General features: G+C 72.1%; 23 protein-coding genes and 4 pseudogenes. 12 read left to right on the top strand and 15 right to left on the bottom strand.

The window, feature by feature from the left end; all coding sequences use genetic code 11:
• Positions 1–65 precede the first annotated feature (65 nt).
• The 5 genes from ACZ7IF_RS04140 to ACZ7IF_RS04120 form a co-directional block, all read right to left on the bottom strand.
• Positions 66–1,058: a DUF4344 domain-containing metallopeptidase gene (locus ACZ7IF_RS04140; RefSeq protein WP_470962681.1), complete on the bottom strand. Its 993-nt coding sequence runs from the start codon at positions 1,056–1,058 to the stop codon at positions 66–68.
• Positions 1,059–1,347: 289 nt separating this feature from the next.
• Positions 1,348–2,043 (bottom strand): DUF6766 family protein, encoded by a 696-nt coding sequence (locus ACZ7IF_RS04135; RefSeq protein WP_470962678.1) that lies wholly within the window; start codon positions 2,041–2,043, stop codon positions 1,348–1,350.
• Between the two features lie 83 nt (positions 2,044–2,126).
• Positions 2,127–2,558 (bottom strand): hypothetical protein, encoded by a 432-nt coding sequence (locus ACZ7IF_RS04130; protein WP_470962675.1) that lies wholly within the window; start codon positions 2,556–2,558, stop codon positions 2,127–2,129.
• Positions 2,555–3,031 (bottom strand): hemerythrin domain-containing protein, encoded by a 477-nt coding sequence (locus ACZ7IF_RS04125; RefSeq protein WP_470962672.1) that lies wholly within the window; start codon positions 3,029–3,031, stop codon positions 2,555–2,557. The genes ACZ7IF_RS04130 and ACZ7IF_RS04125 overlap by 4 nt, the downstream gene beginning before the upstream one ends.
• Before the next feature lie 14 nt (positions 3,032–3,045).
• On the bottom strand, positions 3,046–3,321 hold the full coding sequence (locus ACZ7IF_RS04120; RefSeq protein WP_470962668.1) for an isoamylase early set domain-containing protein: 276 nt from the start codon (positions 3,319–3,321) through the stop codon (positions 3,046–3,048).
• Positions 3,322–3,593: 272 nt separating this feature from the next.
• Between ACZ7IF_RS04120 and ACZ7IF_RS04115 the strand changes: the two genes are divergently transcribed.
• On the top strand, positions 3,594–4,001 hold the full coding sequence (locus tag ACZ7IF_RS04115; protein WP_470962666.1) for a cofilin family protein: 408 nt from the start codon (positions 3,594–3,596) through the stop codon (positions 3,999–4,001).
• Positions 4,002–4,176: 175 nt separating this feature from the next.
• On the opposite strand, the pseudogene ACZ7IF_RS04110 reads toward ACZ7IF_RS04115, so the two are convergent.
• Positions 4,177–4,263 (bottom strand): annotated as a pseudogene (locus ACZ7IF_RS04110) (plasmid stabilization protein); the annotation flags it as partial.
• 238 nt (positions 4,264–4,501) lie between these two features.
• Between ACZ7IF_RS04110 and ACZ7IF_RS04105 the strand changes: the two are divergent.
• The 5 genes from ACZ7IF_RS04105 to ACZ7IF_RS04085 all read left to right on the top strand — a co-directional run bounded on the left by ACZ7IF_RS04105 (position 4,502) and on the right by ACZ7IF_RS04085 (position 8,447).
• Complete coding sequence (locus ACZ7IF_RS04105; RefSeq protein ID WP_470962663.1) at positions 4,502–5,131, top strand: flavodoxin family protein; 630 nt, start codon at positions 4,502–4,504, stop codon at positions 5,129–5,131.
• Between the two features lie 34 nt (positions 5,132–5,165).
• The gene (locus ACZ7IF_RS04100) at positions 5,166–6,059 is read left to right on the top strand and encodes an SDR family oxidoreductase (RefSeq protein ID WP_470962661.1); all 894 of its coding nucleotides are present in this window, start codon (positions 5,166–5,168) and stop codon (positions 6,057–6,059) included.
• Positions 6,056–7,057, top strand: a complete 1,002-nt coding sequence (locus ACZ7IF_RS04095; protein ID WP_470962658.1) for a PHP domain-containing protein — start codon at positions 6,056–6,058, stop codon at positions 7,055–7,057. The genes ACZ7IF_RS04100 and ACZ7IF_RS04095 overlap by 4 nt, the downstream gene beginning before the upstream one ends.
• Positions 7,058–7,191: 134 nt before the next feature.
• Positions 7,192–7,752 carry a hemerythrin domain-containing protein gene (locus ACZ7IF_RS04090; RefSeq protein WP_470962655.1) on the top strand — a complete coding sequence of 187 codons (561 nt, stop codon included), beginning with the start codon at positions 7,192–7,194 and terminating at the stop codon, positions 7,750–7,752.
• Between the two features lie 191 nt (positions 7,753–7,943).
• Entirely contained in the window at positions 7,944–8,447 is a 504-nt protein-coding gene (locus tag ACZ7IF_RS04085) for a hypothetical protein (RefSeq protein ID WP_470962652.1), read from the top strand.
• A 64-nt stretch (positions 8,448–8,511) separates the two neighbouring features.
• Here ACZ7IF_RS04085 and ACZ7IF_RS04080 read toward each other — a convergent pair.
• Positions 8,512–8,815: pseudogene (locus tag ACZ7IF_RS04080) on the bottom strand (ornithine decarboxylase); the annotation flags it as partial.
• A gap of 395 nt (positions 8,816–9,210) precedes the next feature.
• On the opposite strand from ACZ7IF_RS04080, the pseudogene ACZ7IF_RS04075 reads away from it, so the two are divergent.
• From ACZ7IF_RS04075 to ACZ7IF_RS04065, 3 genes and pseudogenes are all read left to right on the top strand, one after another.
• Positions 9,211–9,714, top strand: a pseudogene (locus ACZ7IF_RS04075) (DNA polymerase ligase N-terminal domain-containing protein); the annotation flags it as partial.
• An 81-nt stretch (positions 9,715–9,795) separates the two neighbouring features.
• Positions 9,796–9,987: pseudogene (gene ligD / locus ACZ7IF_RS04070) on the top strand (non-homologous end-joining DNA ligase LigD); the annotation flags it as partial.
• A 74-nt stretch (positions 9,988–10,061) separates the two neighbouring features.
• Positions 10,062–10,673: an endonuclease gene (locus ACZ7IF_RS04065; RefSeq protein ID WP_470962648.1), complete on the top strand. Its 612-nt coding sequence runs from the start codon at positions 10,062–10,064 to the stop codon at positions 10,671–10,673.
• 251 nt (positions 10,674–10,924) lie between these two features.
• Here ACZ7IF_RS04065 and ACZ7IF_RS04060 read toward each other — a convergent pair whose 3' ends face one another.
• Together ACZ7IF_RS04060 and ACZ7IF_RS04055 are read right to left on the bottom strand one after the other, a co-directional pair.
• Positions 10,925–12,574 carry a purine-cytosine permease family protein gene (locus ACZ7IF_RS04060; protein ID WP_470962645.1) on the bottom strand — a complete coding sequence of 550 codons (1,650 nt, stop codon included), beginning with the start codon at positions 12,572–12,574 and terminating at the stop codon, positions 10,925–10,927.
• Between the two features lie 277 nt (positions 12,575–12,851).
• Positions 12,852–14,876, bottom strand: coding sequence for a transcriptional regulator (locus tag ACZ7IF_RS04055; protein WP_470962642.1), 2,025 nt, complete (start codon positions 14,874–14,876; stop codon positions 12,852–12,854).
• Between the two features lie 90 nt (positions 14,877–14,966).
• Between ACZ7IF_RS04055 and ACZ7IF_RS04050 the strand changes: the two genes are divergently transcribed.
• Positions 14,967–15,785 carry an alpha/beta fold hydrolase gene (locus tag ACZ7IF_RS04050; protein ID WP_470962639.1) on the top strand — a complete coding sequence of 273 codons (819 nt, stop codon included), beginning with the start codon at positions 14,967–14,969 and terminating at the stop codon, positions 15,783–15,785.
• 136 nt (positions 15,786–15,921) lie between these two features.
• On the opposite strand, the gene ACZ7IF_RS04045 is transcribed toward ACZ7IF_RS04050, so the two are convergent.
• Entirely contained in the window at positions 15,922–16,311 is a 390-nt protein-coding gene (locus ACZ7IF_RS04045) for an SSI family serine proteinase inhibitor (protein WP_470962636.1), read from the bottom strand.
• 122 nt (positions 16,312–16,433) lie between these two features.
• Between ACZ7IF_RS04045 and ACZ7IF_RS04040 the strand changes: the two genes are divergently transcribed.
• On the top strand, positions 16,434–18,062 hold the full coding sequence (locus ACZ7IF_RS04040) for an amidase (protein WP_470962633.1): 1,629 nt from the start codon (positions 16,434–16,436) through the stop codon (positions 18,060–18,062).
• The gene (locus ACZ7IF_RS04035) at positions 18,052–18,831 is read left to right on the top strand and encodes a GNAT family N-acetyltransferase (RefSeq protein ID WP_470962630.1); all 780 of its coding nucleotides are present in this window, start codon (positions 18,052–18,054) and stop codon (positions 18,829–18,831) included. The genes ACZ7IF_RS04040 and ACZ7IF_RS04035 overlap by 11 nt, the downstream gene beginning before the upstream one ends.
• 138 nt (positions 18,832–18,969) lie before the next feature.
• On the opposite strand, the gene ACZ7IF_RS04030 is transcribed toward ACZ7IF_RS04035, so the two are convergent.
• The 5 genes from ACZ7IF_RS04030 to ACZ7IF_RS04010 form a co-directional block, all read right to left on the bottom strand.
• The gene (locus ACZ7IF_RS04030; RefSeq protein ID WP_470962627.1) at positions 18,970–20,469 is read right to left on the bottom strand and encodes a DHA2 family efflux MFS transporter permease subunit; all 1,500 of its coding nucleotides are present in this window, start codon (positions 20,467–20,469) and stop codon (positions 18,970–18,972) included.
• A 210-nt stretch (positions 20,470–20,679) separates the two neighbouring features.
• On the bottom strand, positions 20,680–22,269 hold the full coding sequence (locus tag ACZ7IF_RS04025; protein ID WP_470962624.1) for an alpha/beta fold hydrolase: 1,590 nt from the start codon (positions 22,267–22,269) through the stop codon (positions 20,680–20,682).
• A 12-nt stretch (positions 22,270–22,281) separates the two neighbouring features.
• The gene (locus ACZ7IF_RS04020; protein ID WP_470962621.1) at positions 22,282–23,835 is read right to left on the bottom strand and encodes an alpha/beta fold hydrolase; all 1,554 of its coding nucleotides are present in this window, start codon (positions 23,833–23,835) and stop codon (positions 22,282–22,284) included.
• A gap of 165 nt (positions 23,836–24,000) precedes the next feature.
• The gene (locus tag ACZ7IF_RS04015) at positions 24,001–25,416 is read right to left on the bottom strand and encodes an amidase (RefSeq protein WP_470962618.1); all 1,416 of its coding nucleotides are present in this window, start codon (positions 25,414–25,416) and stop codon (positions 24,001–24,003) included.
• 94 nt (positions 25,417–25,510) lie between these two features.
• Entirely contained in the window at positions 25,511–25,933 is a 423-nt protein-coding gene (locus tag ACZ7IF_RS04010; RefSeq protein ID WP_470962615.1) for a CBS domain-containing protein, read from the bottom strand.
• Between the last annotated feature and the right edge of the window lie 199 nt (positions 25,934–26,132).

Raw genomic sequence — 26,132 nt, 5'->3', positions numbered from 1 at the left:
TGCCCGCCTCGGCGGCTACCGCGAAGGCCTCCGTGCCGACCCCTGAGACCAGAACGCGCACGGGCTCATTGACTGCTGCGGATCTCGTCGATGCGCCGCGCCAGGGCCTCCGTCTCCGCGATCAGCCGCGCACGCGCCTTCTTCTGCTCCTCATCGCCCTGGGCCCTGAACGCCACGCTGAAGTGGGGTTGGAGCTGGGTCCACCAGCCGTAGTCCAGCATCGCCCACGCCTGTGGGCAGAGAGGGGCGCGGGTTTTGGGGAGATAGCCGCTGTCGACCAGGGACTTCTGGTACTTCTTCGGGTCGCTTCCCTCCAGGTAGCAGAGGAAGTTGAAGGCCCGTTGCTGGGTGACGGGATGGTCGCTCGCCAGGCCTTCCAGGGTCGGCTGGCCTTCCTTGCGGGCGAGCTCGTCGAAGAGGACCGCGGCGGCCAGCGACGGGCCCGGCCCGACCTCGTTGACGGTGTAGAAGGACGCGAAGCCGTCAGCCGCGTCCTCTTCGAGGCCGAGGTTGGCCAGGAGGAGCTGGCGTTGCAGGGCGTGGCCCATCTCGTGGCCGAAGACGAACTCGGTCGACAGCACGGTCAGATCGTCGGTGTTGTACTCGGACGCGGGGAACGGGGCGGGCCGTTCGACGGTCTTCACGACGTCGGCGAGGGCCTTCTCGATGGCCGTCAGGAACGACGGCGGGATGAAGATCGTCCTGCCGTCGGGCTGGGTGACGGCGTCGGTGACGCCGGGCGGCACGTCGGCGGTGACCTTCACGACCATGTCGTGCGGGAGGGTCAGAGCTCTGTTCACCCATTCGGCCGACCGCTCCAGCACACGGGACTTCCGGATCAGCGCCACGGCCTGCCGGTCCTCCGGTTTGACCGTTTGGGCCTCGTAGACGACGGTGACCCTGCCGGAGCTCGCCGCCTGGGGGCGAGGCCCTGCTCCGGGCGCCCGCCCGGCGTCGCGGGCCTCGCCGCCGCACCCGGTCACGACGACCCCGGCGAGGGCCAGCACGCCTGACAGGACGATGCGCGCCCGCTTCGGGCGACCGGCGGTGTTCGGCATCCTTGGTCGGCTCCCATCGCGTGTCCCCGCACTGATCCTCCGGCCGTCCGGCGCCGGGCGCCCGTCGAGCCGCCCGTACGGGGGACCGTCCGCCACGGTGTCGGCGAAGACGACGATCCGAACATGCAGGCCAGCCGCAGGCCCACGCCGCCTTCCGCCGGCTCACCGCCGACTGGATCCGCCAGACACGCGAAGAAGCCGACGGCCGTGATCAGGTCCCTGGCGGCCTCCCCGCAGGCGGCAGAGGCTTGGAAGCCGGATCTTTGGAGACTGCACCGGCCGGGGCTGGTCAGCCTTCGATGCCAGTGGCGGTGTGGGCGGCACCGACCGGTTTGGATTCGGGGGAGCCGCGCTGGCGGAGGTAGATGGACAGGACGACCATGGCGGCGACGGCGAGGAGTTCGGACTGCCAGTTCTGCAGGGTCCGGTTCCAGAAGTCGGGGGTGGCCACGTAGCCGGCCCAGCTGACAGGCTCCTCGAGCCGGCGGAGCTGCTGGTCGTTGTAGGCGGCGGTGCCGGTGATCGACTGGGCCAGCCAGGAGAGCACGAACAGCGTGCCCATGACGGTGCCCAGGGAGCGTGCGTAGAGGGTCTGGCGCCAGTCCTTGGTGCCCGCCCAGCGGGGCGAGTCAGGGCGTGCGTGGTCACCCATGCGCTGCTCCTGCTCGCTTTCGTTACCGGCTTTGTGGACCTTCTTGGACTCCGGGGAGCCGCGCTGGACGAGGTAGACGGTGCCGAAGATGTAGAGGAAGAACTGCAGGAACTCCGATTGCCAGTTCTCGGTGACGTCCACGGCGAAGTCGGATGACGTCAGGTATTCGCCGAAGCTGAGCGGCTGGAGGCCGTCGACCGTCATCTGTTCGTTGAACTCGGCGTGCCCGGCGATGGCCTGGCCGACGAGCACCAGCAGGAAGGCGATGCCGAAGGCGAGGGTCAGGCTGTTCTCCCGCCAGAACCCTCTGCGCGGTTCGCGGCTGCCGGTCATCGCTGGAGCACCCCGATGGTGATGAAGTAGCCGAGCCCGCCCAGGATGACCACCAGGGTGGCGACGAACAGGATCCGCACGCCTCACGCCCCCTTGATCAGGCAGTCGAAGGGCTGGTCGGGCCGCGGTGCGCAGCCGGCGGCCACGACCTTCCAGCCGCCGGTGAACAGCGACAGGAACAGGGTGTCGCCCGCCATACGCACCATCGCCTGACGCCCGTACGCCTCAACCCCTTGGATACCGCGCGTCCTGGGCAGCTCCTGCGACGCGAACGCGGCGGGACAGGCCTTCTGCTCGTCCTGCTCCAGTTGCTTGCGGGTCTGCGGAGCCAGCAGTCCGCAGGCCCGGACGTGGTCGCCGGCCGCGAGGGCGGCTTCGAAGGCGGCTCCTGCCGAGGCTGCGGCGTCCTGTCGTGCCCCAGGGGCCCCGCACCCGGCCGCCGCGAGCACCGCCGCAGCCGCCAGGACCAGACCGCCCCAGGGGCGGCCGGCCGTACGGTGCCGTGATCGGGTCACTTCGAGTCGGCGCTGGGAACGGCCAGCGGATCGCGTGGTGCCTGCTTCTTCCCGGCCTCCAGCTCACCGCCCGGCTCCGTGAGCCTGTTGCGGCCCATCGACTTGCGGACCTCCGGGGACCAGTCCTGCTCCTCTTCCTCGACGTGGTGGCGGACTTGTTCCATCAGCACGCTCATCTTGGCCTTGAACGGCTCGTCGCCCGGGTCCATGCCCTTGATCTCCGACACCATCCACACCACCGCGTGGTGCTCCTCGATGCTCTCCAGGATGTGGTCCGTCGTGTCCGGTGCGGCCTCGCGTGCGGACGGGTAGAAGAACTTCTCCTCGGTCCAGGCGTGGACGGTGAGCTCCTCGATCACCTCATCGGCGATCAGGCTGCGTTCGGCCGTGTCGTCGTCGGAGGTCTTCTCGAAGCGCTTGAACAGCTTCTCGACGGTCTTGTGGTCTTCGCGCAGCAGCACGATCGCATCCATGCGGGCACTCCTCGTCAGGTGTTGACGCGGCTGTTGATGCCGTCATGGCCGTCGGCCTGGTCGTCGTCGAACCAGTAGTCGCCGGCCGCCAGGTAGCGGAAGGAGTGGCCCCTGTGCGTGGGCAGGACCACCGTGGCCGTGCGCATGCCGTCACCCCGGACCTGAAGCGGGTGCGCGGCGGGGTTCCACTGGTTGAAGTCCCCCACGACGCTGACCGGACCGTCCGGGCTGTCGGCGGGGAGAACGAAGGTGACCTGCGTGCGGCCCTTGAGCTGTTTGCGTTCGAGCACCGGATGGCTCCTGGCTGGCGAGTGCTGGCGGAGGCCCGAGCACCCTCGCACAGTGCTCCTCGCCCCGGCCCCGCACACGCCGCCGGAAGGGAGACGGTCACTCACCTGGAGGCCGGGGCGAAACCCCCGCCGGACCGGCGCCTCGTGGCCGCCCTTCCGCATCGCCTGTCAGTCACCCACCGGACACGTCGTGCGAGCCCGCCCACCGCAACCCCGGCGGGGCCCGCACCGTTGAAGCCTGGGTAGCGGCCACGAAACGAGGCGAGATTCCAGTGAGCAGTCGTGTGTCCCTCTCCGCAGGGGCCATCGAGGCCCTCCGGCACATGAAGGAGACCCGGGAGATCAACACGGTGGTACTGCGCCGTGCGGATCTTGCGGGCGCCCTGGTGGTGGAGGTCGAGGCCAACTTGACCCACGAGGAGCTGCTCCAGGCCCTGCCCGACGGGGAGCCGCGTCTGGTCGTCCACGAGCTGTCCTTCGCCTCCCGGGAGGGCGCACGCCGACACGAACAGCTGTTGATCCTTTGGCTGCCGACTGCTGCCGGCAGCGGCGGTCGGACGGAAGGCTACGGGGCGGCCTACGCCTCCCTCAAGGACTGCCTTGCCGATGCCCGCGTCCACCTGACCGCTGAACGAACGGACCAGTTGGAGTACCGGAAGCTCGTCGCCCTGGTCGGCTGAGGCTGCACGGAGACGGCGGCGCAGAACAGCGCCACGCGGGACGGGGCCGCGGGCCGCCGCCCACTGCGCGGAGCGAGCCCGGACCGGACGCCGGGAGCTCCGCCGGCCTCGATGGGAGTGCGCGGCGGCCGGAGTCAGTGGCCCAGGGCGTTCTTCAGTTGTTGCTTGGTCATGGTCGAGCGGCCCTCGATGCGCGCTTCTCGCCGGATTCCTTGATGTGCTCGTACTGGCGCTCGCGCTTGGAGCTGGATCCTCTGGGCACGACGAATCCCTCTATCGACGGTGCGTACAAGGCCATCGTCTGCGCACCCGGGACGTTCCCGCATCTCCCGCTGGTCCCCGCGGACGACGGCCTCCTGCCGTCGGGGCGGCGGTCGCAACCCCCGGGTGTGGCCCGTGGTCGCCCGGCGGAAGCCATGCGTCCAGTTCCGGCCCCGGCCCGACCGGTCTCGCCGGACAGAGAGCGGGATACGCGGTGACGATCCGGGTAGCCGGACCACATGGACACCACTACCGGAACCACGCCGCTGCGCGCCGTCGCGCTGGTCTGCACGCTCTCGCCCTCGCCCAAGCCGTCCAGCTCGCAGTTGCTGGCCGAACAGGCCATGGCCGCGCTGGCCGATCACGGCGTCACCGGAAAGGTGGTCCGCATCGCCGACCACGACGTCAAGCCGGGTGTCGAGGTCGACATGGGGGATGGTGACGCCTGGCCGGAGATCCGCGACACGGTCCTGGGCTGCGACATCCTGATCCTGTCGACGCCGATCTGGCTCGGCCACCCTTCCAGCATTGCGCAGCGCGTCCTGGAACGGCTCGACGCCGAACTCGGCGAGAGCGACGACGAGGGCCGCATGCTCACCTACGGCAAGGCCGCCGCGGTGTGTGTGGTCGGCAACGAGGACGGCGCCCACCACGTCAGTGCCGAACTCTTCCAGGGCCTGAACGACGTCGGCTTCTCCCTCGCCCCGAACGCCGTCACCTACTGGGTCGGCGAAGCCATGCAGGGCACCGACTACCAGGACCTCGACAAGACGCCCGAGAAGACCGCCGCCACCACCAGGACCCTGGCCGCGAACACCGCGCACCTCGCGCGCCGCCTCAAGGCCGCCCCCTACCCGCCCTCTGCCTGACACCCCGCACTGACCATGCCGGAAGGAGACCGCGATGCCCTCCCACGACCAGCCCCGCCTCACCGATCCGGTGTCGCTCCACGCCCGCCCCCCGTTCCCCGAGCAGGACCAGAGCCATCCCGGCTCGACGGAGGCGATGGATCCCCGCCCCGACCACGGCGAGGCCACCTACCAGGGCCACGGCCTGCTGCACGGCCGCAAGGCCCTCGTCACCGGAGGGGACTCCGGAATCGGCCGGGCCGTCTGCCTGGCCTTCGCCCGGGAAGGCGCCGACGTCGTCTTCACCCATCTGTCCGAGGAAGCAGAAGACGCCGATGAGAGCGCCCGCCTGATCCGCGAGGCCGGCCGCACGGCGGTGGCCGTGGCCTGCGACATCCGGCACGAGGGCGAGTGCACCGCTCTCGTCGACAAGGCAGTGGGCGAGCTGGGCGGCATCGACCTGCTCGTCAACAACGCCGCCTATCAGATGGCCCAGCCGGACGGGATCGAGGCGATCACCACCGAGCAGTTCGACCGGGTGATGAAGACCAACCTGTACGGGATGTTCTGGCTCACCAAGGCCGCTCTGGCCCACATGCCGCGCGGCGCCTCGGTGATCAACACCGCCTCGGTGCAGGGCTACCAGCCCAGCCCGCACCTCCTCGACTACGCCATGACCAAGTCCGCGGTCATCTCCTTCACCCACAATCTGGCCCAGATGCTCGCCGAGCGGGGAATCCGGGTGAACGCCGTCGCCCCCGGGCCGGTCTGGACGCCCCTGATCCCGGCGACCATGCCCGACCCGACGAAGTTCGGCGAGCAGTCACCGCTGGGCCGGCCGGCGCAGCCGGCCGAGATGGCACCCGCGTACGTCTTCCTCGCCTGCGACGGGGCCTCCTACATCACGGGCGAGATCGTCAACGCCACCGGCGGAACCCCGCTGCCGTGACCCCGGCCGAAGCCCTGCGCCGGATCGCCTTCCTCCTCGAGTGGCGCGGGGCGTCCCCGTACCGCGTGCGGGCCTTCCACACTGCGGCCGACGCCGTCCGCGACCTGCCACCGGGCCCGGTGGAGGCCGCCCAGGCCACACATCTGCGCGGGGTGGGGCCGGTCACCGCCGAGGTGATCGCCCAGGCATCGACCGGGGCGGTACCGCACTACCTCGCCCGCCTGCAGGCCGAAACCGACCCGTCCGCCGGATCCGGCTGGGACCTGGCGGCCTCGAGCACCGGGGACTGTCACCTGCACTCCGACTGGTCGGACGGCGGCAGCCCGATCGAGGACATGGCCGACGCGGCCCGCGCCCTGGGACGCCAATGGGCCGTTCTGACCGATCACTCGCCGCGGCTGACGATCGCCCACGGGCTGAGCCCGGACCGGCTCAGGAGCCAGCTGGAGGCCGTGGCCGACCTGAATTCCAGGATGGGCCCGGCCTTCCGGCTGCTCACCGGAATCGAGTGCGACATCCTCGATGACGGGTCGCTCGACCAGGACGAAGACCTCCTCGGACGGCTGGACATCGTCGTGGCGTCCGTGCACTCCAAGCTCCGCTCGGAGCCCGAACCGATGACCGCCCGCCTGCTGGCCGCGGTGCGCAACCCGCACGTCGACGTCCTGGGGCACTGCACGGGACGGATCATCACCGGGCGGGGGCGCCCGCAGTCCCGCTTCGACGCCGGGGCCGTGTTCGCCGCGTGCGCGGAGGCCGGTACCGCGGTGGAGATCAACTGCCGGCCCGAACGGCGCGACCCCCCGGACGACCTGCTCGCGCAGGCCGCCGCCGCGGGCTGCCTCTTCGCCGTGGACACCGACGCCCACGCCCCCGAACAGCTGCACTGGCAGAGCACCGGATACGCACGTGCGGCCCGGATCGGCCTGGGAGCGGACCGGCTGATCACGACCTGGCCGCTCGGCCGACTGCTGACCAGCAGGAGCAGCGTGCGGTGAACCGTCCACCTTCCGCAGGTGGCTGCCTCCCCCGAGCGGGTGAGACACCCCGGGCGTGCGGGCGCCCGCACGTCCGGCGGGGAACCGATCGGATCGGGCCGTACGGGCCCGACCCGAACACGTATGGAGGCGACATGGGACACGGCGGGAACGTGATCGACGAGCTGATGGCCGACCACCGCGAGGTGGAGGGGATGTTCGCCCGGCTCCAGGCCATGACCGGCACCGGGCAGGATCTTCGCGATCTCATCGACGAGATCACCATCGAGCTGGTGCGGCACTCGGTCGCCGAGGAGCAGTACCTCTACCCGGCCGTACGCGAGCACGTCGAGGGCGGCGGCCCGATGGCGGACAAGGAGATCGAGGACCACGGCCGCGTCGAGAAGATGCTCAAGCGGCTGGAGAAGACGAGCACCGACGACGCACACATGAGCCCGCTCCTGCAGCAGCTCATGGAGGAGGTCGCCGCCCACATCCAGGACGAGGAGAGCAACCTCTTCCCGAAGCTGAGGAGAGCCTGCACCCCGCAGCAGCTGGACGATCTCGGCGACAAGATCCGCCGCGCCAAGGCCATGGCGCCCACCCGCCCGCACCCTGCCGTACCCAGCAGCCCCACGGCCAGCAAGCTCCTCGCACCGGGCGCCGGTCTGGTGGACCGGGCGCGCGACTTCGTGACCGGCCGCGGCAAGTCCTGACCGGCGGTCCGGGGCGGCGGGCCGCAGGTACGCGTCCGGGCCCGCCGCCCCGGACGGACGGTGACGTGCGTCATGCCGCACGCCCGTCGCTTGCGGCTACGCTGGTCGGCCACGAGCGGAGCGGCGCAGCTTCGCGCCGCAGCTCGCGGACCCGGCCGGGCCCAGGCGAGCACTCCCCCGAGGAAGCCGCCGTGTCCGCCGATCTCGCACCTGTCATAGCCGCCGGCTCCCGCTGGCTGCTGACCGCCTTCCCGCCCTCCCCGGGAGCGTTCAGCCAGGCCCTGGCCGAGGCCCAGGCCCGCCAGGCCGTCACCCTGGCCGCGGCCCTGCGGTACCCGACGCCGCTCGACGCAGAGCTCCTGCATCTCCTCGGCCCGGGCGGAAGCGCCCGGCTGGACTGGCTGACCGGCGCCGATCACGGCTCCGACGCCGACGCCGACTGGCGGACATGGGTGGACGAAACCGTCGTCAGCTGGGCCGCCTGCCTCCTGGCCGCCCCCGCCCTCGCCCTCGACGCCCACCGTCACGTCGACCGTGGCCAGGCCGGTGATGTGGCCCGGCTCACCCGCCCCGGCGACCACGAACAGGACGCCGCGCCCCTGCTGCGCCATCCCGACCTGCTCGAACCGGTCGCCGCCCTGCACCGGGCACTGCTGCTGGACCTGCTGGACAACGAGACCGCCGCTACGAGGTAGGGCGGGCTCCGCCACAGCAGGGGTTCCCGGCATTGTCCGCCCGGCCGATTCCGGGCCGGCCTGTCTCCTCGAACGCCTCGGCAGAGGGCGCGTGGGCCAGGTGGCGTTCGGCGTCCCACTGCGGATCGACCCAGATGGGGCGGATGCCGGACAGGACCAGGCCCGAGACCACCGACTTGTGGGCCGCTGGTGGCCAGGACGTCCGAACGGAACACGGCGTCGCCCAGCACGGCACGCACCCGGGGGTCGGCCCCGCGTCCCTGTGTGTGTCCCGGCGGATTGAACGGCGTCTGAGCGGAATCGTGGAAGGCGGCCGGCGCATCCAGAACGGGCGTCCTCGGCTGATCCGTGCCTGCCCGCCCGCCCATCCCGAGGGCGCGGAAACGCCGCCCCGCGCGCGCGGGCAGTACCGGTCGAGGGCCGTGACCGCGGGATCAGTGCGCTTTCGCCTCCGCGGGAGGGGACCTGAAGGGCGACGCCGGTGACGGCGGCCGCGTCTGTGATCCCACGGTGACGTCGGCTATGCCCCTCGTGGCCGGTGCCGGGCATGCCCTCGTCTGCTCGGTCATGGTCCGCAGGATCCTCTTCCGGATCCGCCGAGCAGCCCACACCCGGCTCGTTCGGCACGGCACGGTGAGCTGATCGGCGAAAAGCACCCTTCGCCCTCTGCGGGTGTACGACGGAGGGCCGCTGTGGATGACGGCCGCGATGCCGGGTAGGCGCGTGGGTAGGGCCCTTTGCCCCACGGTGTGAGGAGGCTGCGATGACAGCCAAGAGATCACTGGCTCATTGCCACCGGCGACGTGACTTCTCCAGGACTGCCGGGCCCGAGGGAAGACAGGAAGAACCATCCGACGAGCAGCCCTCGTACGTGGTGCAGATCCACGACGCCCGCAGCATGCACTTCGACTTCCGGCTGGAAGCCGACGGCGTACTGAAATCCTTCGCGGTGCCCAAGGGGCCTTCCAACGATCCCCACGACAAGCGCTTCGCCACACCGACCGAAGACCATCCGCTGAGGTACCGCGACTTCGAGGGCACGATTCCGGAAGGCGAGTACGGCGGCGGCACGGTGATCGTCTGGGACCAGGGAACGTACCGCAACGCCACCTCCGACCACGACGGCCGCGAGATCCCGCTCACCGAGGCGCTGGAGCGTGGGCATGCCTCGTTCCGGCTCGATGGCCGCAAGCTGCACGGCGGCTACTCGCTCACCCGGATCCGTGACGACGGAGACAGCGGGAAGGAGGCCTGGCTGCTGGTCAAGCAAGCCGACGAGCGGGCCGCCGCCACCGGCACACCTGACCCCCGGCGGGCGAGGCCGGTCCGTACCGGCCGGACCCTCGACCAGGTCGCGGCCGACGCACACCGCTTCCTGTCCAGGGCCGACCGGCCCGGCCATCCCGACCGGCTGGTGTTCGACCTCGATCCGGCCGGAGAAGACTTCACTCCGGTGCGGGACGCCGCGCTCGGGCTCCGCCGGCTCCTGGACGAGCTGGAACTGCCGTCCCTGCTCATGTCCACGGGCTCCCACGGCCTGCTCGCCGCACTGACCCGTGACGAAACGAACCCGACGCCATGACACAGCGACCACACACGACCGTAGGAAGGCTGATGGACGCGTACGGGCGGACCCATGCCGAGGAAGCCGGCATCAAGCTGCGGAACACACCCGCGCCCCTCTACCAACTGCTCACCCTCTGCGTGCTCTTCTCCGTACGCATCAAGGCCGACATCGCGGTAGCCGCCGCCCGCGAGCTGTTCGGAGCCGGGATGCGGACACCCCGGGCGATGGCGGACGCCTCCTGGCAGGATCGGGTGGACGCGCTCGGCCGCGCCCACTACCGCCGCTACGACGAGAGCACGGCCACCGCGCTGGGCGCCGGAGCGGAACTCGTCCTCGACCGGTACCGCGGCGACCTGCGCCGGCTCCGCGATGCGGCCGACGGGGACCCCGACCGGATCCGCGAACTGCTGCGGGAGATCCCGCGGATCGGGCCGGTGGGAGCGGACATCTTCTGCCGCGAGGCCCAAACCGTATGGCCAGAGCTGCTCCCGGCGTTCGACGACCGCGCCCGCGAGGCCGCCGCCAAGCTCGGCCTCCCGACCTCGCCTGACGGCCTCGCCCGTCTGGTGGACACCGAGGCGTTGCCACGGCTGGCAGCCGCCCTGGTGAGGGTCGAACTGTCCAAGAACGCCGCCGACGACCTCCTCAGAACGGCCTGAGCCGCACACGGCACAGGCGCAGTCGTTTCCGCCACCCGCCTTCCGCCGTGCTGCGCCCCTGGCCATGGTCTCCGGTGACCATGAGGAGGGGAGCCGTCAACCCGGTGGGTGGCGTCGCCTCGCCGCTCCTGGTGACCTCGCGGGCTCACCAGGGGGTGAGGCCGAGGATCCGGCTGGTGGGTGTCCGTCCGGGCGGTACACGGCGACAGCTCCCTCGGCCGGCCCGCCGGGCCGTCCCGACCGGGGCTGTCCTACACGGCGGCGGGCAGGACGTGGTCGCCGGTCTTGTCGGTGCTCAGGCACAGCGAGCAGACGACCGCGTCGTGGGTGACACAGGCGGTGACGTCGGGGCGCTCGTAGGGCTGGTGGCAGACGTGGCAGTCGAGGGTGATCGAGCTCGGGTTCCCGTCGGCGTCCAGCAGGGGCTCGGCGATGCCGTCGTCGGCGCGGCGCAGGTAGTAGCGGCCCTTTGTTACCACGGCCATCAGCGGGGTGACGACGAAGGCGATGACGGCTGCGGCCACGGGCGAGTACGGCTGGAGGGTGTCGCCGAGGAGGTGGAAGTACATGGCGATCGACAGGCCGGAGGCGGCGAGGAAGGCCACGACGCCGACCGGATTGACCGCGTGGAGCATCCCCCGGCGGAACTCCGGCTGGAGCGGGGACAGCTTCAGCACGTACTTGTTGATGCCGATGTCGGTGGCCACGGTGACCACCCAGGCGATCGCGCAGTTCGAGTAGAAGCCCAGGACGCTCCCCAGGAAGCTGAACATGTCGGCCTCCATCAGGGCGAGCGCGAAGGCCAGGTTGACCAGGACGAAGACCATGCGGCCGGGGTAGTGCCTGGTGATCCGGGTGAAGGAGTTCGTCCAGGCAAGCGAGCCGGAGTACGCGTTCGTCACGTTGATCTTGATCTGGCTGATGACCACCAGGACCACGGCCAGCGGGACGACCGTCCAGGAGGGCAACATCGCGTCGAAGGCGCCGCGGAACTGCTGGATGGGCTCGGGCGCGGCCGCCGGTCCGACCTCGGCGATGATGTGGACGGCGAGGAAGACACCGATGGCCTGCTTGAGTGCACCGAGCACCACCCACCCGGGCCCTGCCATGACCACGGCGGTCCACCAGCTGCGCTTGTTCGCCTCGGTCTTGGGCGGCATGAAGCGCAGGTAGTCGATCTGCTCGCCGATCTGCGCGATCAACGACAGGCACACACCCGCTCCGAGCATGACGGAGGCGGTGCTGACGGCGCCGTCTCCGTCCGTGCCGGGGTAGGCCAGGAAGCGGTCCACGGTGCCGGGGTCATTGGCGATCAGGTAGACCAGCGGACCGACCATGAGCAGCAGCCAGATCGGGGTGGTCCACACCTGGAGCGTGCTGAGTGCCTTCATGCCGTAGACGACCAGCGGGATGACCATGAGCGTGGAGACGGCGTAGCCCAGCCACAGCGGCAGTCCGAGGCCGAGTCTGAGCCCCTGGGCCATGATCGCGCCTTCGAGGGCGAAGAAGATGAAGGTGAAGCTGGCGAAGATGACGCTGGTGATGACGGAGCCGACGTAGCCGAAGCCGGAGCCGCGGGTGATCAGGTCGAGGTCGATGTTGTAGCGCGCGCCGTAGTAGGCCAGCGGGAAGCCGGTGATGAAGATGACGACCGCGGCGACGGCGATGGCCACGAGCGCGTTGCCGGTGCCGTGGGCCAGGCCGATGCCGGCGCCGATGGAGAAGTCGGCCATGTACGCGATGCCGCCGAGGGCCGTGGTGGCCACGACCAGGGGGGTCCAGCGGCGGTAACTGCGGGGCGCGAAACGGAGGGTGTAGTCCTCCAGCGTTTCCTTGACCGCCTGGTCGGCAGCGGTCTTCGCGGGGTCCGTCGTGATCCGTGGTGACTCGGTGGTGCTCATGCCACGCCTCCCGATGGGGCTGGGTGCAGGTGCTGCGATGCGATGTGGAGCCCCGTGTGGCACCGTTGGCAGAACGGGGGGACGAAGGGCCGTCATGAGTGGCTTCCGGCAGCCCTGTTACGGCCGTCATCCCACGGTCGGTCACGCTAGGGAGCGGTTGTTACCCCGGGTCGGCGTCGTTGTGAACACCGTGTTGCTGCAAGCTGCGTGGCCGCAGACGCCGTCGCCGCACATCGACAGGAGCAGTCGTGGGACCGGTGCCCGGCCTCCGCACCCGTCACGTGGACCACGAGGGAGGAACGCGCGGATCGGGGACGTAGACGCAGTAGGTCCCCGTGCGGATCGTCCGGTCGAGGTGGTCACCGAGGGCCGGCAGCAGGTCGTGGAGACGGCCGATGGCCTTGCGTACGGCCTGGGTGACGGCGGCCCGGGCCCGTTCGGAGGCTGCGCCGGCGTGCCGGTCGCGCCCGCCGAGCCCGACGGCCCGGGTGAGTTCGCCGATCAGGAATCCGCGTTCGAGTTCGGCCTGTTCCTGCCTGGCGATGTCGTTGTCGGCGCGGGCCTCCTCCATGTCGTCCTCGATCTCCGCGAGCCGCCGGCGGTACATCTGCTTGGCGCGGGCGTCCAGGAGGGGACCGGCGTCACCTGCGCGGGCGAGCCTGGCCGCGGCGTCAGGGTCGGCGGTGTCGGCGGCGGCGAGGTCGAGGACGTGGAACTCCCGGCCCGGCGCGGCGAGCAGGCGGGCGAGGTGGTGCATGCCCTTGCTGTCGCGCGCGGTCACGCTCCGACCGTCGAAGACGACCCTCCAGTAGTCGCCCTCCCGGACGAAGGAGGCCGGCTCGGCCGTGTCCGTCCGCGGCTCCTCGGCCGCGGGAGCGCGGGTGATCCGGTCGAGCTCGGTGCGTGCCGCCTCCCGCTCCAAGGCCTCCGCCTGGAGGTTGCCCAGGGCCCGCTGGGCGTCCGCGAGCCGGAGCCGGCACTCGGCCGTCTCGTACGGGGCGCCGACCTCGTTCCAGGCCCGGACGGCACCGGTGAAGGACGCGGACGCGCCGGACGCGTCGCCCTCGGCGAGCAGGACCTCCCCCCGGGCTCGCAGTGCCGATGCGGCGAGCGCGTTGCTTTCGAAGGCGACGGCCACCTCCTCGAGCTCGCGGGCCGCGACCCGCGCCGTCTCCAGGTCGGCGGCGGCGATGGCGATCCTGACCTGTGCGTCCAGCAACGGTGCCCGCCGCAGTTCGGAGGTGGGGGGCAGCTCCTTCGACGGCACCGGCAGCGGCCGCGCCAGTGCCTCCCGGATCGCGGCGGCCGCCGTGTCGACGTCGCCGTCGGCGAGCCGGACGAGCGAGAGCCCCGGTTCGGGATCCCACCCGAGGCGATGGGCGGCGAGCAGCGCCTCCTCCGCGCCGGTCCGGTTGCCACGCCGCAGCCGGATCCGGCCCAGCTCCGCCAGCGGCCAGCCCAGCTCGCGCCGCACATAGGGGCGCAGCTCCTCGCACGCGAGCAACACCTGCTGCTCGGCGCGCGCGCACTGGCCCCGCAGACGCAGGATCTCGGCCCGGTGCACCCGGCACCGGCCGTGCAGGCTGCCGATCGCGTTCGTGCGCGCCCACCGTTCCATCGCCTCGGTCCACTGTTCGGCCAGGTCGTACTGGGCCAGGCCCTGGAGGGCGCACACCAGCTCGCAGTAGACGACTCCGGTCGACAGCGCATCGAGGTCGCCCGCCATCGCCGCCGTGCCGGCGTCGTCGAGGAGTTCCAGGCCCCGTGCGACGTCACCGTCGAGGATCACCAGTCTCGCCTGCGCCACCCGCCCGATCGCCGCCGCCGCCGGATCGGTGTGCGAGCCGGTCTCGATCGCCCGCTCGGCCCAGCCCCGCGCCGCTTCCAGGTCGCCGCTGAGGAGGCGCTCGAAGGTGCGCACCGCCGCGAACCACGCGTGCGCGCCGGTCAGCGGTGGCAGGGGGGCCAGCAGGTGGTCCGCGCGGCGCAGCCACCCCCGTACGGGTGCCATGAGCGCGGTGTCGAACAGCAGGTGCATGGCGACCCGTACGGCGGCTCCGGCCGCGGCGTTGTCCTCGCCGAGCCGGGACAGTTCGCCGTGGAGCTGCTCCCAGGTCTCGATCGTGACGTCGAGGTGGCCGGCGGCATACGCGACGTCGGCGAGCTCGGCGAGCCCGTCCGGGTCGAGGCCGCCCGCTTCCCTGGCCGACAGGAACCCTGCGTAGGCGTCCGACCACGCTCCGCGGGCCGCGGCGTTCCGCGCCCGCTCCAGGCCGGTTCCGTCCCCAGCGGCGTGGGTCACGGGCATTCCCTCGACCCGGGTTCGTCGCTTACGGCGGTAAGCGTCCTGCTTACGCCTCCATGGTGAGACACAACCGCATCGGAGGACGTCATGGACACCGCCACAGTGAACGGCATCCGGCTGGAACACGAGATCCGCGGAACCGGGGAGCCGGTCCTGCTCATCAGCCCGGTCCTCGCCGACGGGTTCGCCCCGCTCCTCGCCGAACCGGCACTCACCGAGCGCTACCGGCTCGTCCGCTACCACAAGCGCGGCTGGGGCGGCAGCACCCACACCCCCGGGCCGGTCGCCATCGCCGACCACGCCGCCGATGCCATCGCGCTGCTCGACCACCTCGGCATCGACCGCACCCACGTGGCCGGACACTCGAGCGGCGCGGCCGTCGCCGCGCAGATGGCCCAGGACCACCCCGACCGCATCGCGACGGTCGCCCTGCTGGAGCTCTCCCTGCTGTCCGTGCCCGCGGGCGAGGCGTTCTTCGCTCAGGCGGCGCCGGCGTTCGGGGCGTACGCCGACGGAGACGCCGAACGCGCCATCGAGCTGTTCCTGTCCCTGGTCAGCGGCATGGACGGGGAACGCTGCCGGGCCCTGCTGGAGGACCGTATGCCGGGCAGCTTCGAGCAGGCGGTCAAGGACGCCGACACGTTCTTCGGGATCGAGCTCCCCGCCCTGGCCGAGTGGCGTTTCGGCCCGGAGAACGCCGCGGCGATCCGCCAGCCGGTGCTGTCCCTGCTGGGAAGCGGCACCCTGCAGCTGTGGGTCGAGGTCGCCGAGTTCCTCCGCGCGACCGTGCCCGGCATCGAGGAGTGCGTCATCGACGACGTCGGTCACCTGCTCCACATCGAACGGTCCCGGCCGGTCGCCGAGGCCCTGGCCCGGTTCCTGGAGCGGCACCCGATCGCATCCTGACCACGGGCACCCCGACCGGTTCCGCGGGCGGTGCGCCGCTCACTCCCCGAGGGGGCGGCGGGCTTCCGAGAGCAGGCGCGGCAGTTCGGTGCGCGAAGGGCCGTCCGGGGTGTCCGGGGGTGTCCGGGGCCGCGGATCAGAAGTCGAAGACCTTGCCGGTCGCGAGTGTCAGCAGGCAGTCGTTCCCGTACACCTGCCGCCAGTGCACCTCGCGTCCCCCGTAGGTGCCGTCCGCGGTCACGGTGACCAGCGAGGAGTCGTTCGAGCAGATGGCCGTCTCCTGCCCCGGCAGCCGGTCGAAGTCGCCGTCCGCGGCGGCCAGGTCGGCGCAGGCCGATTCCCGGTCCGGGTGGTCCGTACCCGGTCGGGCGGGGCAGTCGAGCCAGACGGAGCCGTTTCCGTCCGCGCCGCCCGTGGCACGGGTGACGGTGAGCCGGATGTGGGCATCGGCGGCCGGGGGCGGGGCGGCGACGGCCGGGAAGGCGGTGGCGAGAACCGCTCCGAGGGCGAGGACGATCTTCTTCATGTGCAGTCCAACGCGACCGTCCCCGCCGAGGTCACCGCACGGGCGGTGAGGAGTACCCGGCGGCGTGAAGAGGCGCAGAAGTCTCTTGTGCCCGGAGTTCCTCGTGCAGTGGGCTGTCCCCCATGAAGAAGAGAAGTGCCGCGGCACTGACCGTGGCCCTGGCCGTGGCGCCCCTTCTGGCGGCGGGCGGCGCGGGGCAGCGTGCGTCGGCCGCCGAACCCGGTGCGGACGGTTCCTCATCCCGCGCCGAGCCGGTGCTCCTGCGTGGGATCGACCTGGACGCGGTGACGATCCCCGAGTTGCAGACGCGCATGAAGCGCGGGTCCCTGACCTCTTCGGAGCTGACCCTGGCGTACCTCCGGCGGATCAAGGCCGTCGACCCGAAGATCAACTCGGTGCTGCGCACCAGCCCGACGGCCCTGCGCCAGGCGGCCGACAGTGATGTCCGGCACCGCCTCGGAAGGGTACGCGGCCCGCTCGACGGCATCCCCGTCCTGCTGAAGGACAACGTGAACACGCGCGACATGCCGACGACGGCCGGTTCGCTGGCGCTGGCCGGAAGTCCGCCGGACACGGACGCGGAGCTGGTCGGCAGGCTGCGTGCGGCGGGCGCGGTGATCCTCGGCAAGGCCAACATGTCCGAGTGGGCCAACTTCCGCGCGGCGAAGCCGACGTCGGGCTGGTCGGCGGTGGGCGGGCAGACGCACAACCCGTACGTCCTGGACCGCAATCCGTGCGGGTCCTCCGCCGGCTCGGCCGCCGCGATCGCCGCGTCGCTGGCGCAGGTGGCGATCGGCACCGAGACGGACGGCTCCATCGTGTGCCCGGCCGGGATGAACGGGGTCGTCGGCCACAAGCCCGGCCTCGGACTGGTCAGCCAGTCCGGCATCGTCCCCATCTCCGCCGAGCAGGACACGGCCGGCCCCATGGCGCGCAGCGTCATCGACACCGCGATCGCCTTCGCGGTGCTCAGCGGCCACGACGCCGCGGGCGCCGACGGTGCCTTCGGCCTCACGGAGGCGCAGACGCGTACCGGCGGTCTGCGCGGCAAGCGGATCGGCCTGTGGCGGCTCCCCTCGCTCGGCGAGGGGGTGGACGCCCTGATGACCCGGACCGCGGAGCGGCTGCGTGCCGCCGGCGCGCAGGTCGTCGAAGTGACCCCGCCGTACCAGGACCGGCTCGCCGAACTGGAGTTCCCCGCCCTGCTGAGCGAGTTCCACCGGGACATCGACGCCTACCTCGCCTCCCGCGACGGGCCGCGCGACCTCGCCGGGCTGATCGCGTTCAACCGCACTCACCCGGCCGAACAGACCTGCTTCGCCGGCCAGGAGCTGTTCGAGCAGGCCCTCGCCGCCCCGTCGACCGCGGACCCGCGCTACCTGGCCATGCGCGCGGAGCTGAAGGACCTGTCCCGGCGGTCGATCGACGAGACCATGGCCGCCCGTGCCCTGGACGCCATCGCCTCCCCGGCGAACCCGCCCGCCTGGACGACCGACTGCGCGCGGGGCGACAACGACGTGATCCCGTCCTCCACCCCGGCCGCCGTCGCCGGCTACCCCTCGCTGTCCGTACCCGCCGGCTTCGTCGGCGAGCTGCCGGTCGGCCTGCTCCTTATGGCCGGAGACCGGCAGGACGCCGGGCTGCTGTCGCTGGGGGCGGCGGTCGAGCAGCGGCTGGACGCCCGGCGCGCACCGCGGTACCTGCCCTCGTCGGCACCCGGCGGAGCCCTGGAGGACGGCCGTGTGGAGTGACGAGCTTCGGCGGGTCAACACGTTCCTGTCGGGGTCCGCACGACGGCAGGCCGAGTGGACGAAGGAACTGCCGGGCGGCTTCGCGGTCTTCGACGATCGTTTCGCGGACTCCTGGTCGCACAACCAGGTCGTGATCGACCGCGCGGTCGTGGAACCGGCGGCCCTGCCGGGCCTGGTGGACGAGGCGATGGGCGAGCGGCCGTTCCGCATCGTCTCCGTCCTGGACGAAGCCTTCGGCCAGGCATGCGCCGGGCCCCTGCTGCGGGCCGGCTACCGGCATTCCACCTACCTGGTGATGCTGCACACCGCCCCCGCCCCCGGTCCCGTCGCCGAAGGCGGGCCCTTGGTCGAGGAGGTGACCCTGGAGGCGATCCGGGATCCGCTGGCGGCGAGTTGGCGGACCGCGATGCCGCAGGCCGGTGAGGAGGTGATCCGCATGCTGGTCGACCGGCACGCGACGCACCGTCGAGGCGCCGAGCGGGTGTGCCTTCTCGGCGCGCGGGCGCAGAACGGCGACGTGGCCGCCTGGACGGACCTCTACCTCGAACCCGGTCTCGGGATCGCCCGGATCGAGGACCTGATGACCGCCGAAGAGCACCGGCGCCGCGGTCACGCCAACGCGGTCCTGACCGCCGCGCTGCACCGGGCGGCGGACGCCGGCTGCGGTACGCGTTTCCTGACCGCCGACGCCCGCGACTGGCCACGCCACTGGTACGAACGACGTGGCTTCACCGTCATCGGCCGCTCCCACGGCTTCGAACGCACCTGACGCAGCGGCCCCGGAGCGTGTGCGCGTCAGCCGGCGCCGGCCACGGCCGCTCCGTCGCGCATGCCGGGCACCGGGCCGCCGCCGGCCCGGGGAGGGCGGCGGCGGGCTGTTCGCAGTGGAGGCCGGCCGGCGAGGGCGTCAGGCGGGCTTGTCGGCGGTCTTGTCCGTCGTGGTGCCGCCCTCGTCCTGGGCCTGCGGACCGGCGGGCGGCTCCGGCACGGGAGGGGTGCGGACCAGCAGCGCGACCAGCACGGTCAGTCCGCCGAGTACGGCGCCGATGCCGAATCCCCACCGGATGCCCTCGGCCAGGGCGCCGGTGGCGTCGGCGCCCTCGGCGGCCGCCGAGGCGGCGTGTCCCGTCATGACGCTGATGACCAGGGCGGTTCCGGCCGCGGCCGCGACCTGCTGGAGCGAGCCCAGGATGGCGGAACCGTGGGGGTAGAGGTGCGGCGGCAGTACGGACAGGCCCGAGGTGAAGACGGGGGTGAAGACGAAGGCCATGCCGGCGCTCAGGGCCACGTGGAGGGCGAGCACCAGCCACGGCGAGGTCCCTTCGCCCGTGAGGGCGAACAGCGCCAGGCAGAGCGCCGTGAGCACGGCTCCGGGCACGACCAGGCGCGGTGCGCCGAGCCGGTCGTAGAGCTTGCCGACCTGCGGTCCGAGCAGGCCCATGGTCAGGCCGCCGGGGATGAGGAGCAGCCCGGTCTGCAGCGAGGTCAGGCCGCACACCTCCTGGAGGTAGATCGGCAGGAGGATGAACGTGCCCATCAGGCCCATGAAGGACAGGCACATCAGGGCGAGCGCCACGGAGAAGTGGCGGAAGGTCAGGGCGCGCAGGTCGAGCAGCGGTGTGGACGAGCGTTGCAGTGCCAGCTGCCGCCAGGCGAACAGGGCCACCAGCACGGCGCCCACCGCGGTCGTGGCCGCCGGGGACACGGGGGCCTGGGACGCGTTCCCCGCGCCGAGCTCGCTCAGGCCGTAGACCAGGGCGCCGAAGCCGGCTGCCGCCAGCGGGACGGAAACCCAGTCGATCGGGCCGGCCTGCGGCTCGCCGACGTTGACCAGGGTGCGCCGGCCGAAGACGGCCATGGCCCCCGCGATGGGCAGCACGGCCAGGAACAGCAGCCGCCAGCTCCCCAGCTGCAGCAGGACGCCGGAGACCGCGGGGCCGAGGGCGGGTGCGACGGAGATGACGAGGGTGATGTTGCCCATGACGCGGCCGCGGTCCTGCGGGGGCACGAGGGTCATCAGCGTGGTCATGAGCAGCGGCATCATGACGGCGGTGCCACTGGCCTGGATGACGCGGGCGGCCAGCAGTACGGGAAAGGCGGGCGCGGCCGCGGCCAGGGCCGTGCCTGCGAGGAACAGCGCCATGGCCAGGCCGAAGGCCGTCCGGGTCGTCACGCGCTGGAGGAACCACCCCGTCACGGGGATGACGACGGCCATGGTGAGCATGAAGGCAGTGGACAGCCACCCGGCGGCTGCCGCGGTGACCTCGAACTCGCGCATGAGCCTCGGGATCGCGTTGACCATGATCGTCTCGTTGAGGAAGACGACGAACGTGGACAGCACGAGGACCCGCAGCACGGCGGTGACGCGGGCGGGCGGGTGGGCGGGAGATGCGGGGGGTACGGGCATGGTGCCTTCCATCGGGTACTTCTGCGCGCGCGGCCGGTCACACGGGCAGTCCTCCTCCGATCCTGTCGGCAGCGCCGCCGGGGCTCAAACCATTTTGTCGGCCCGGACCGGGCCGCGCGTCACTCCGGATGGTTCCGGATGTCCTGCCCGGGCCGACGTCGGGGAGGGGCGATGGAATCCCGGTGATCGGGGCGGCGGGGCGCCCGGCCGTCAGGGCCCGGTCTCGAACTCCGGGGCCTTCAGGCCCTTCAGGCAGTCCGTGTCCGGTGCGGCCGGGTCGTCGAAGAAGGAGACGGTGATCTCCTGGGCGCACTTCGACGTCGCGAACACCACGTGGGGCTCGTAGGGGATCGTCACGACGTGGGCCTTGCTCAGGGTCCGGGCCACGTACGGGCCGTTGTCCGCGCCGGTCTGGGCGTCGAAGCCGCCGGAGATGGCGAGGGTGGGGATGTCGCTGTTCGTGGCGTCACGGATCGAGCTCGGCGCCGGGGGGACCTTCCAGACGTCGCAGTCGGGGCGCAGGGAGTTGAGCTGGGGGGCCTGCGCCTGTACCGAGCGGGGGAAGGACGGGAAGGCCTCCTGACCTCCCTTGAGCGCCTGGTCCTGGGTCTCGTAGGGGATCCACTCGCTGCAGAAGACTCCGTAGACGAGTCCGTGGGAGGTGCTCCCGATGGCCTGGGGGGCGAGCCTCCATCCCGCCCACTGCTGCGCGATCCGCTGCGGTTTGCCGTGCGCCAGTTCGTCGAGGGAGCGGGGCACCGCGGTCGCCGTGTGGGTCGCGGAGGTCATCCAGGTCACCAGGGCTCCGCCGTCCAGTACGACCTTCACGGGCTTCGCCTGGCCGGGGACCGTGACGGTGGTGGTGACCGGTTTGGCTTCGAGTTCGCGGACGAGGCGTTCGAAGGTGGCCGGCAGGTTCGGATAGCGGCTGTTGCAGGCGGGCTGGTCCGCGCAGGCCTTGAACAGGCCGTCGAAGCCCTGCCGGGCACTGCTCCAGGCCGTGGCCGAACCTCCCCTGGAGGGCGGCAGGATGCCGTCGATGCCGACCGCCCGGATGCCCTCCGGGTGCAGGCGCATGTACACCAGCGCCAGGTGGGTCCCGTAGGAGATGCCGAAGACGTTCCATTCCTTGAGGCCCAGCGCGGTGCGCAGGTCCGCGAGGTCGGCGGCGCTCTCGACGTCGTTGTACGCGCTCAGGTCGGCGCCGAGGGCGGCCAGCCGTTCGCGGCACGCCTTCGTGGCCTGGACGTGCGCGGTCTCGGTGGACGCCGCGTCGTAGACGAGGCCGACCACGCGCGCGTTGAACTCGTCGACGTTGGGGCAGGTGAGCGCCGGGTCGGCGGAGTAGGTGCCCCGCTGGGACATGAGGATCACGTCGCGGTCGCGGTTGAGGCCGCCGTCGACCGCCATCTTCGCCTCTCCGACCGCGTCGTCGCCGGGTCCGCCGGCGAGCCAGACGATCGGGTCGGGTTTCGGCTGGGCGGACTTGGCCGGCACGATCGCGACGCCGAGCTTGATGGTGCGGCTGCCGGGCTCGGCGCGGTTCTCGGGCACGGTGAGCGTGCCGCAGCGGGCCCCTTCGAGTTCGGGGACGGGCTGCTGCGTCTTCGGGCAGGGGCCCGGCTCGTAGCGGGCGTCGCCCGCCTTCCCGGCGGCCGTTCCGGCCGGCCCCGCGGTGTCGTCCCGTGCCTGGGCGGGGGCGGCCAGCAGGCCGGTGATGAGGAGCCCGGTCGCGGCGCCGGCCGCGGTGGCGCGGACCCGGCGTGCGGTGCGGCGGCGGGGCGCGTGCTGGGAAGCCATCTGTCCTCCCGGTCACTTCGGGGTGATCGTGAACGGTTGCGGGGTGAGGCCGGCGACGCAGCCGGTGTCGGGTGCGGCCGGACGTGCGAGGAACGAGGCCAGCACCTGCTGCGCGCACTTCGACTGCGGGACCACCCAGTGCCCGATGCCGGGGATCAGCACGGAGGTGGAGCGGGACAGGGTGCGGGAGGCGTCCTTCGCGTAGCTCGCCCCGGTCTTCATGTCGAACGTCCCGGAGATGACGAGCGCCGGCACCGCGCTGACGGTGGCCACCCGGTGCTCGGCCGCGTTGTCCGCGACGTTCCACACCTTGCACACGTCGTACTCGAAGGGCAGCTGCGGTGTCTGTGCCAGGACCGTTTCCGGCCAGCCCGGGAAGGCCTCGCGCCCCGCGGCCAGCACGCCGGGCTCCGAGGTGCCCGGTACCCACTCGCTGCACGCCACCGATTGCGTCAGGCCGTGCGCGGTCTGGCCCACGGGCTGGACGGAGTCCTTCGCGCGGCCCTGTGCGAAGCGCTCCGGGTTGCCGCGGCCGAGCTCCTCCAGCGCCGCCGGGAGGTCGACGGGCTTGACGTTGAAGCCGACCATCATGTTCAGCAGGGTGCCTCCGTCGAGGACGACCTCGACCGGGTTCCCGCCGCCCGGCGGACGGGCGTTCAGCGTCAGGGGATCGGCCTCCAGCCTGCCCACCTGTTCGTTCAGGGTCTTGTGGAGGTCTGGGTAGCGGCTCTTGCAGGCGGGTTCGGCCGCGCAGGCGTCGAAGACGGCGTCGAGCCCTTCCCTGGCGCTGCTCCAGCCCCACGGCAGGATCGTGACCTGCGGGGGGCTGAGCGAGTCGAGCCCCACCGCGCGGATCCCCTGGGGGTGCAGGCGCAGGTAGGTCAGGGCCAGGTTGCTGCCGTAGGAATACCCGTAGACGTTCCATTGCGGGATGCCGAGGGCGGTGCGCAGATCGGCGAAGTCCGCCGCGTTCTCGGTGCTGTTGTAGGCGCTCAGGTCGGTCCCGTCGGCCGTCAGGCGGTCCCGGCACTCCTTGAACGCCTTCAGCACGAGCTGCTTGGCCTCGTCCGCGTCCCAGCCGAAGGCGACGGTCTTCTCGGTGGACCGGTCGACCTCCGGGCAGGCGAGGTCGGGCTGGTCGTAGAGGTTGCCGCGCTGGGCCATGACGATCAGTTCGCGGTCCTTGTTCAGACCGGAATCGATCAGGAAGGGGATGTCGTCGAAGGTGTCGGCGCCGGGGCCGCCCGCCATGAACACCAGCGGGTCCGGTGCGGGCTTCGCCGAGGCGGGCTTGATGACCGCCACGGCGAGTCTGATGGTCCGGCCGCCGGGCCGGGACCGGTTCTCGGGGACTTCCAGGTATCCGCACCGTGCCGTGCTCAGCGCCTCGATCGGCTCGGGCGTCTTGGGGCAGGGGCCGGGCACGAACCGTGCCGGTGGCGCCGCCTGGCCGGTCCCGGCGGGCTGCGCCGGTGCCGCGGCAACGGTCCCCTGTGCCGGACCGAACGCCGACAGGCAGGCGAGGGCGGCCGCGGCGGCCGCCGCGTGGAGGGTGTGCTTCGTCATACCGGATCCCGCTCCTCGGCCGACATCCCCGAGCTGCCCGGCTGGGCGGTGCCCAGCGGTGCGGACGGAACGCACACGACCGACGCTACCGCCCGGTCGGGACCCCCGCACATCGGCGGCCGGGAGCCGCCGCGGGCCCGGCCCGGAGCCGGTCCGGCGGCGGTGTCACCGGTCCTGGATGCGCCGGAACGGCTGCTCGGCCTCCAACTGGAAGGCGATCTCCAGCAGCTTGCGTTCGCCGCCGGGGCGGGCGGAGAACATGACGCCGACGGGCAGTCCGTCCCGCGTCGTGCTCGCGGCGGGGAGCGAGACCGACGGGGTGCCGACGACGTTGTCGACCGGTGTGAAGGCCACGTACGCGAGGATCCGCTCGATCAGCGTCGGGTAGGCGACTGCCGGGCTGAGGTGGCCGATCGGCGGCGTGGTGTGGGCGAGCACGGGGGTGAGGACGAGGTCGAGACCTCGGAAGGCGGCCGCGTACGCCTCCCTGGTGCGCTTCAGCCTGCGCAGCACGCCGGGGGTGCGCCGCCAGTTCTCCAGGTACGTCTCGCGCAGCCCCCGGCTGAGGGCGTCCATGCGGTTCCGGTCGAAGTCCGTGCCGAGGGTGCGGCCCGTGACGCCGATGAGGAAGGACAGCAACCCCCAGTAGGTGAGGAAGTCGTCGGTGAAGGCGGGGTCGATGGCCATCTCCACCGGCTCCACGGTGTGCCCGAGCCCCTGGAGCACGGCCGCCGTCCGCGTGACCGCCTCCCGGGTGGCGGCGTCGGACCGGACGCCGTTCGGCGAGTCGGCCAGGAAGCCGATGCGCAGCCGCTGCCCCGAGGGGCCTTCGGCCAGGCCCACGGGCGGCAGCGCGGGGTTGCGCCAGTACGTCTCGGCGGCGGAGAGGAAGGCGGCGGCGTCGCGCACGGACCGGCTGACGATGCCGTCGCAGACGAGGTCGAGCGGGAGCCGGCGGCTCTGGTCGTTCGGCACGACCCGGCCGCGGGTCGGCTTGAGGCCGACGAGTCCGCAGCAGGCGGCGGGTATCCGGATCGAGCCGCCGCCGTCGTTGGCGTGCGCGAGGGGCACCGCTCCGGCGGCGACGAGTGCCGCCGCCCCGCCCGAGGAGCCGCCGGCGGAATGGCCCGTGTGCCACGGGTTGCGGACCGGTTCGGCGTCCTCGTACTCGGTGGTCGGGCTGAAGCCGAACTCGGGCAGGCGGGTCTTGCCCAGCACCGTGACGCCGCTGCTCAGCAGCTGCCGGGCGAAGGGCGCGTGCCGCCGCGCCGGCCCGGGCCGGAAGGCGGTGCTGCCGTGGCCGGTGGGCAGCCCCTGGTAGTCGGTGTTGTCCTTGACGAAGGTCGGCACGCCCGCGAAGGCGCCGGCCGCCGCGCCCTTGGGAGCGGGGGTGTCCGCGTACGCCTGGACCGCGTTGAGCCGGTCCTCGACCGCCCGGACCCGCTCACGCGCGTCCCGGGCGGCCTCGGCGGCGGAGACCTCGCCCCGCCGGATCGCCGCGGCGAGGCCGACGGCGTCGTGCTCGCCCAAGGCGTCGTCCCGGAACGCGTGCACCCTGGTCCGGTCGTCGAAAGTGGTCACCGCTGTTCAGCCCCCCGCCGTGTGAGTGGTCGCCCGCCATCATTGCCTACCGAGAAGTAACACGGGAGGGATTCAACGGGTTCGGCACACGGCTTCAGCTGCCGGGTTCGGCGGCCGCGATGGCGGCGAGGGCGGAGCCGGGGTCGCTTTCGACCGCGAGGTCGCCCAGGGTGACGACGCCCACCAGTTCCCCGTCCTCGGTCTGCACGGGCAGCCGGCGCAGCGCGTTGCGGCGCATGAGGGCGACGGCCTGGTGCACGTCGTCGCCGGGCCGGACGGTGAGCGGTTCGGTGGTGCAGATGGCGTGCACGGTCGTCTCGGCCGGGTCCCGGTTCTCTGCCATGCCCCGGATGACGAGGTCCCGGTCGGTCACGATGCCGTGGAGCCGGCCCTCGTCGACGACGAGGACGTCCCCGATGCCGGCGTCCCGCATCACCCGTGCGGCTTCTGCCAGTGAGGTCAGCTTCTCGACGGTCACCGGGTTCGAGGTCATCACCTCGTGGACGCTTCGGGTCATGGGTCCTCCCGCTGCTGGAAGCGGCTCCTGCCGGGCGCCTACCCGCCCGGGCGAGCGGTACGCACACCCCCTCGCCCGGGGCCCGGGGGGGGGGGGGGGGGGGGGGGGGGGGGGGGGGGGGGGAAAGGGGGGGGGGGGGGGGGGAGGAGGGGGGGGGGGGGGGGGGGGGGGGGGTGGTGAGGGGGGATAGTTGGGGGGC

The sequence above is a fragment of the Streptomyces sp. NPDC037421 genome (genome assembly GCF_055602105.1).
Note: the sequence above shows the minus strand (reverse complement) of the source record. Positions and strands in the feature narration are given on the sequence as shown.

Excerpts from the sequence above, each read along its gene's own strand:
- ACZ7IF_RS04010 (WP_470962615.1), bottom strand. The coding sequence starts at position 25,933 with ATGACCCGAAGCGTCCACGAGGTGATGACCTCGAACCCGGTGACCGTC.
- ACZ7IF_RS04050 (WP_470962639.1), top strand. The coding sequence starts at position 14,967 with ATGGACACCGCCACAGTGAACGGCATCCGGCTGGAACACGAGATCCGC.
- ACZ7IF_RS04105 (WP_470962663.1), top strand. The coding sequence starts at position 4,502 with ATGGACACCACTACCGGAACCACGCCGCTGCGCGCCGTCGCGCTGGTC.
- ACZ7IF_RS04060 (WP_470962645.1), bottom strand. The coding sequence starts at position 12,574 with ATGAGCACCACCGAGTCACCACGGATCACGACGGACCCCGCGAAGACC.
- ACZ7IF_RS04125 (WP_470962672.1), bottom strand. The coding sequence starts at position 3,031 with ATGGATGCGATCGTGCTGCTGCGCGAAGACCACAAGACCGTCGAGAAG.
- ACZ7IF_RS04025 (WP_470962624.1), bottom strand. The coding sequence starts at position 22,269 with ATGGCTTCCCAGCACGCGCCCCGCCGCCGCACCGCACGCCGGGTCCGC.
- ACZ7IF_RS04135 (WP_470962678.1), bottom strand. The coding sequence starts at position 2,043 with ATGACCGGCAGCCGCGAACCGCGCAGAGGGTTCTGGCGGGAGAACAGC.
- ACZ7IF_RS04065 (WP_470962648.1), top strand. The coding sequence starts at position 10,062 with ATGGACGCGTACGGGCGGACCCATGCCGAGGAAGCCGGCATCAAGCTG.
- ACZ7IF_RS04040 (WP_470962633.1), top strand. The coding sequence starts at position 16,434 with ATGAAGAAGAGAAGTGCCGCGGCACTGACCGTGGCCCTGGCCGTGGCG.
- ACZ7IF_RS04140 (WP_470962681.1), bottom strand. The coding sequence starts at position 1,058 with ATGCCGAACACCGCCGGTCGCCCGAAGCGGGCGCGCATCGTCCTGTCA.
- ACZ7IF_RS04045 (WP_470962636.1), bottom strand. The coding sequence starts at position 16,311 with ATGAAGAAGATCGTCCTCGCCCTCGGAGCGGTTCTCGCCACCGCCTTC.
- ACZ7IF_RS04020 (WP_470962621.1), bottom strand. The coding sequence starts at position 23,835 with ATGACGAAGCACACCCTCCACGCGGCGGCCGCCGCGGCCGCCCTCGCC.
- ACZ7IF_RS04030 (WP_470962627.1), bottom strand. The coding sequence starts at position 20,469 with ATGCCCGTACCCCCCGCATCTCCCGCCCACCCGCCCGCCCGCGTCACC.
- ACZ7IF_RS04100 (WP_470962661.1), top strand. The coding sequence starts at position 5,166 with ATGCCCTCCCACGACCAGCCCCGCCTCACCGATCCGGTGTCGCTCCAC.
- ACZ7IF_RS04090 (WP_470962655.1), top strand. The coding sequence starts at position 7,192 with ATGGGACACGGCGGGAACGTGATCGACGAGCTGATGGCCGACCACCGC.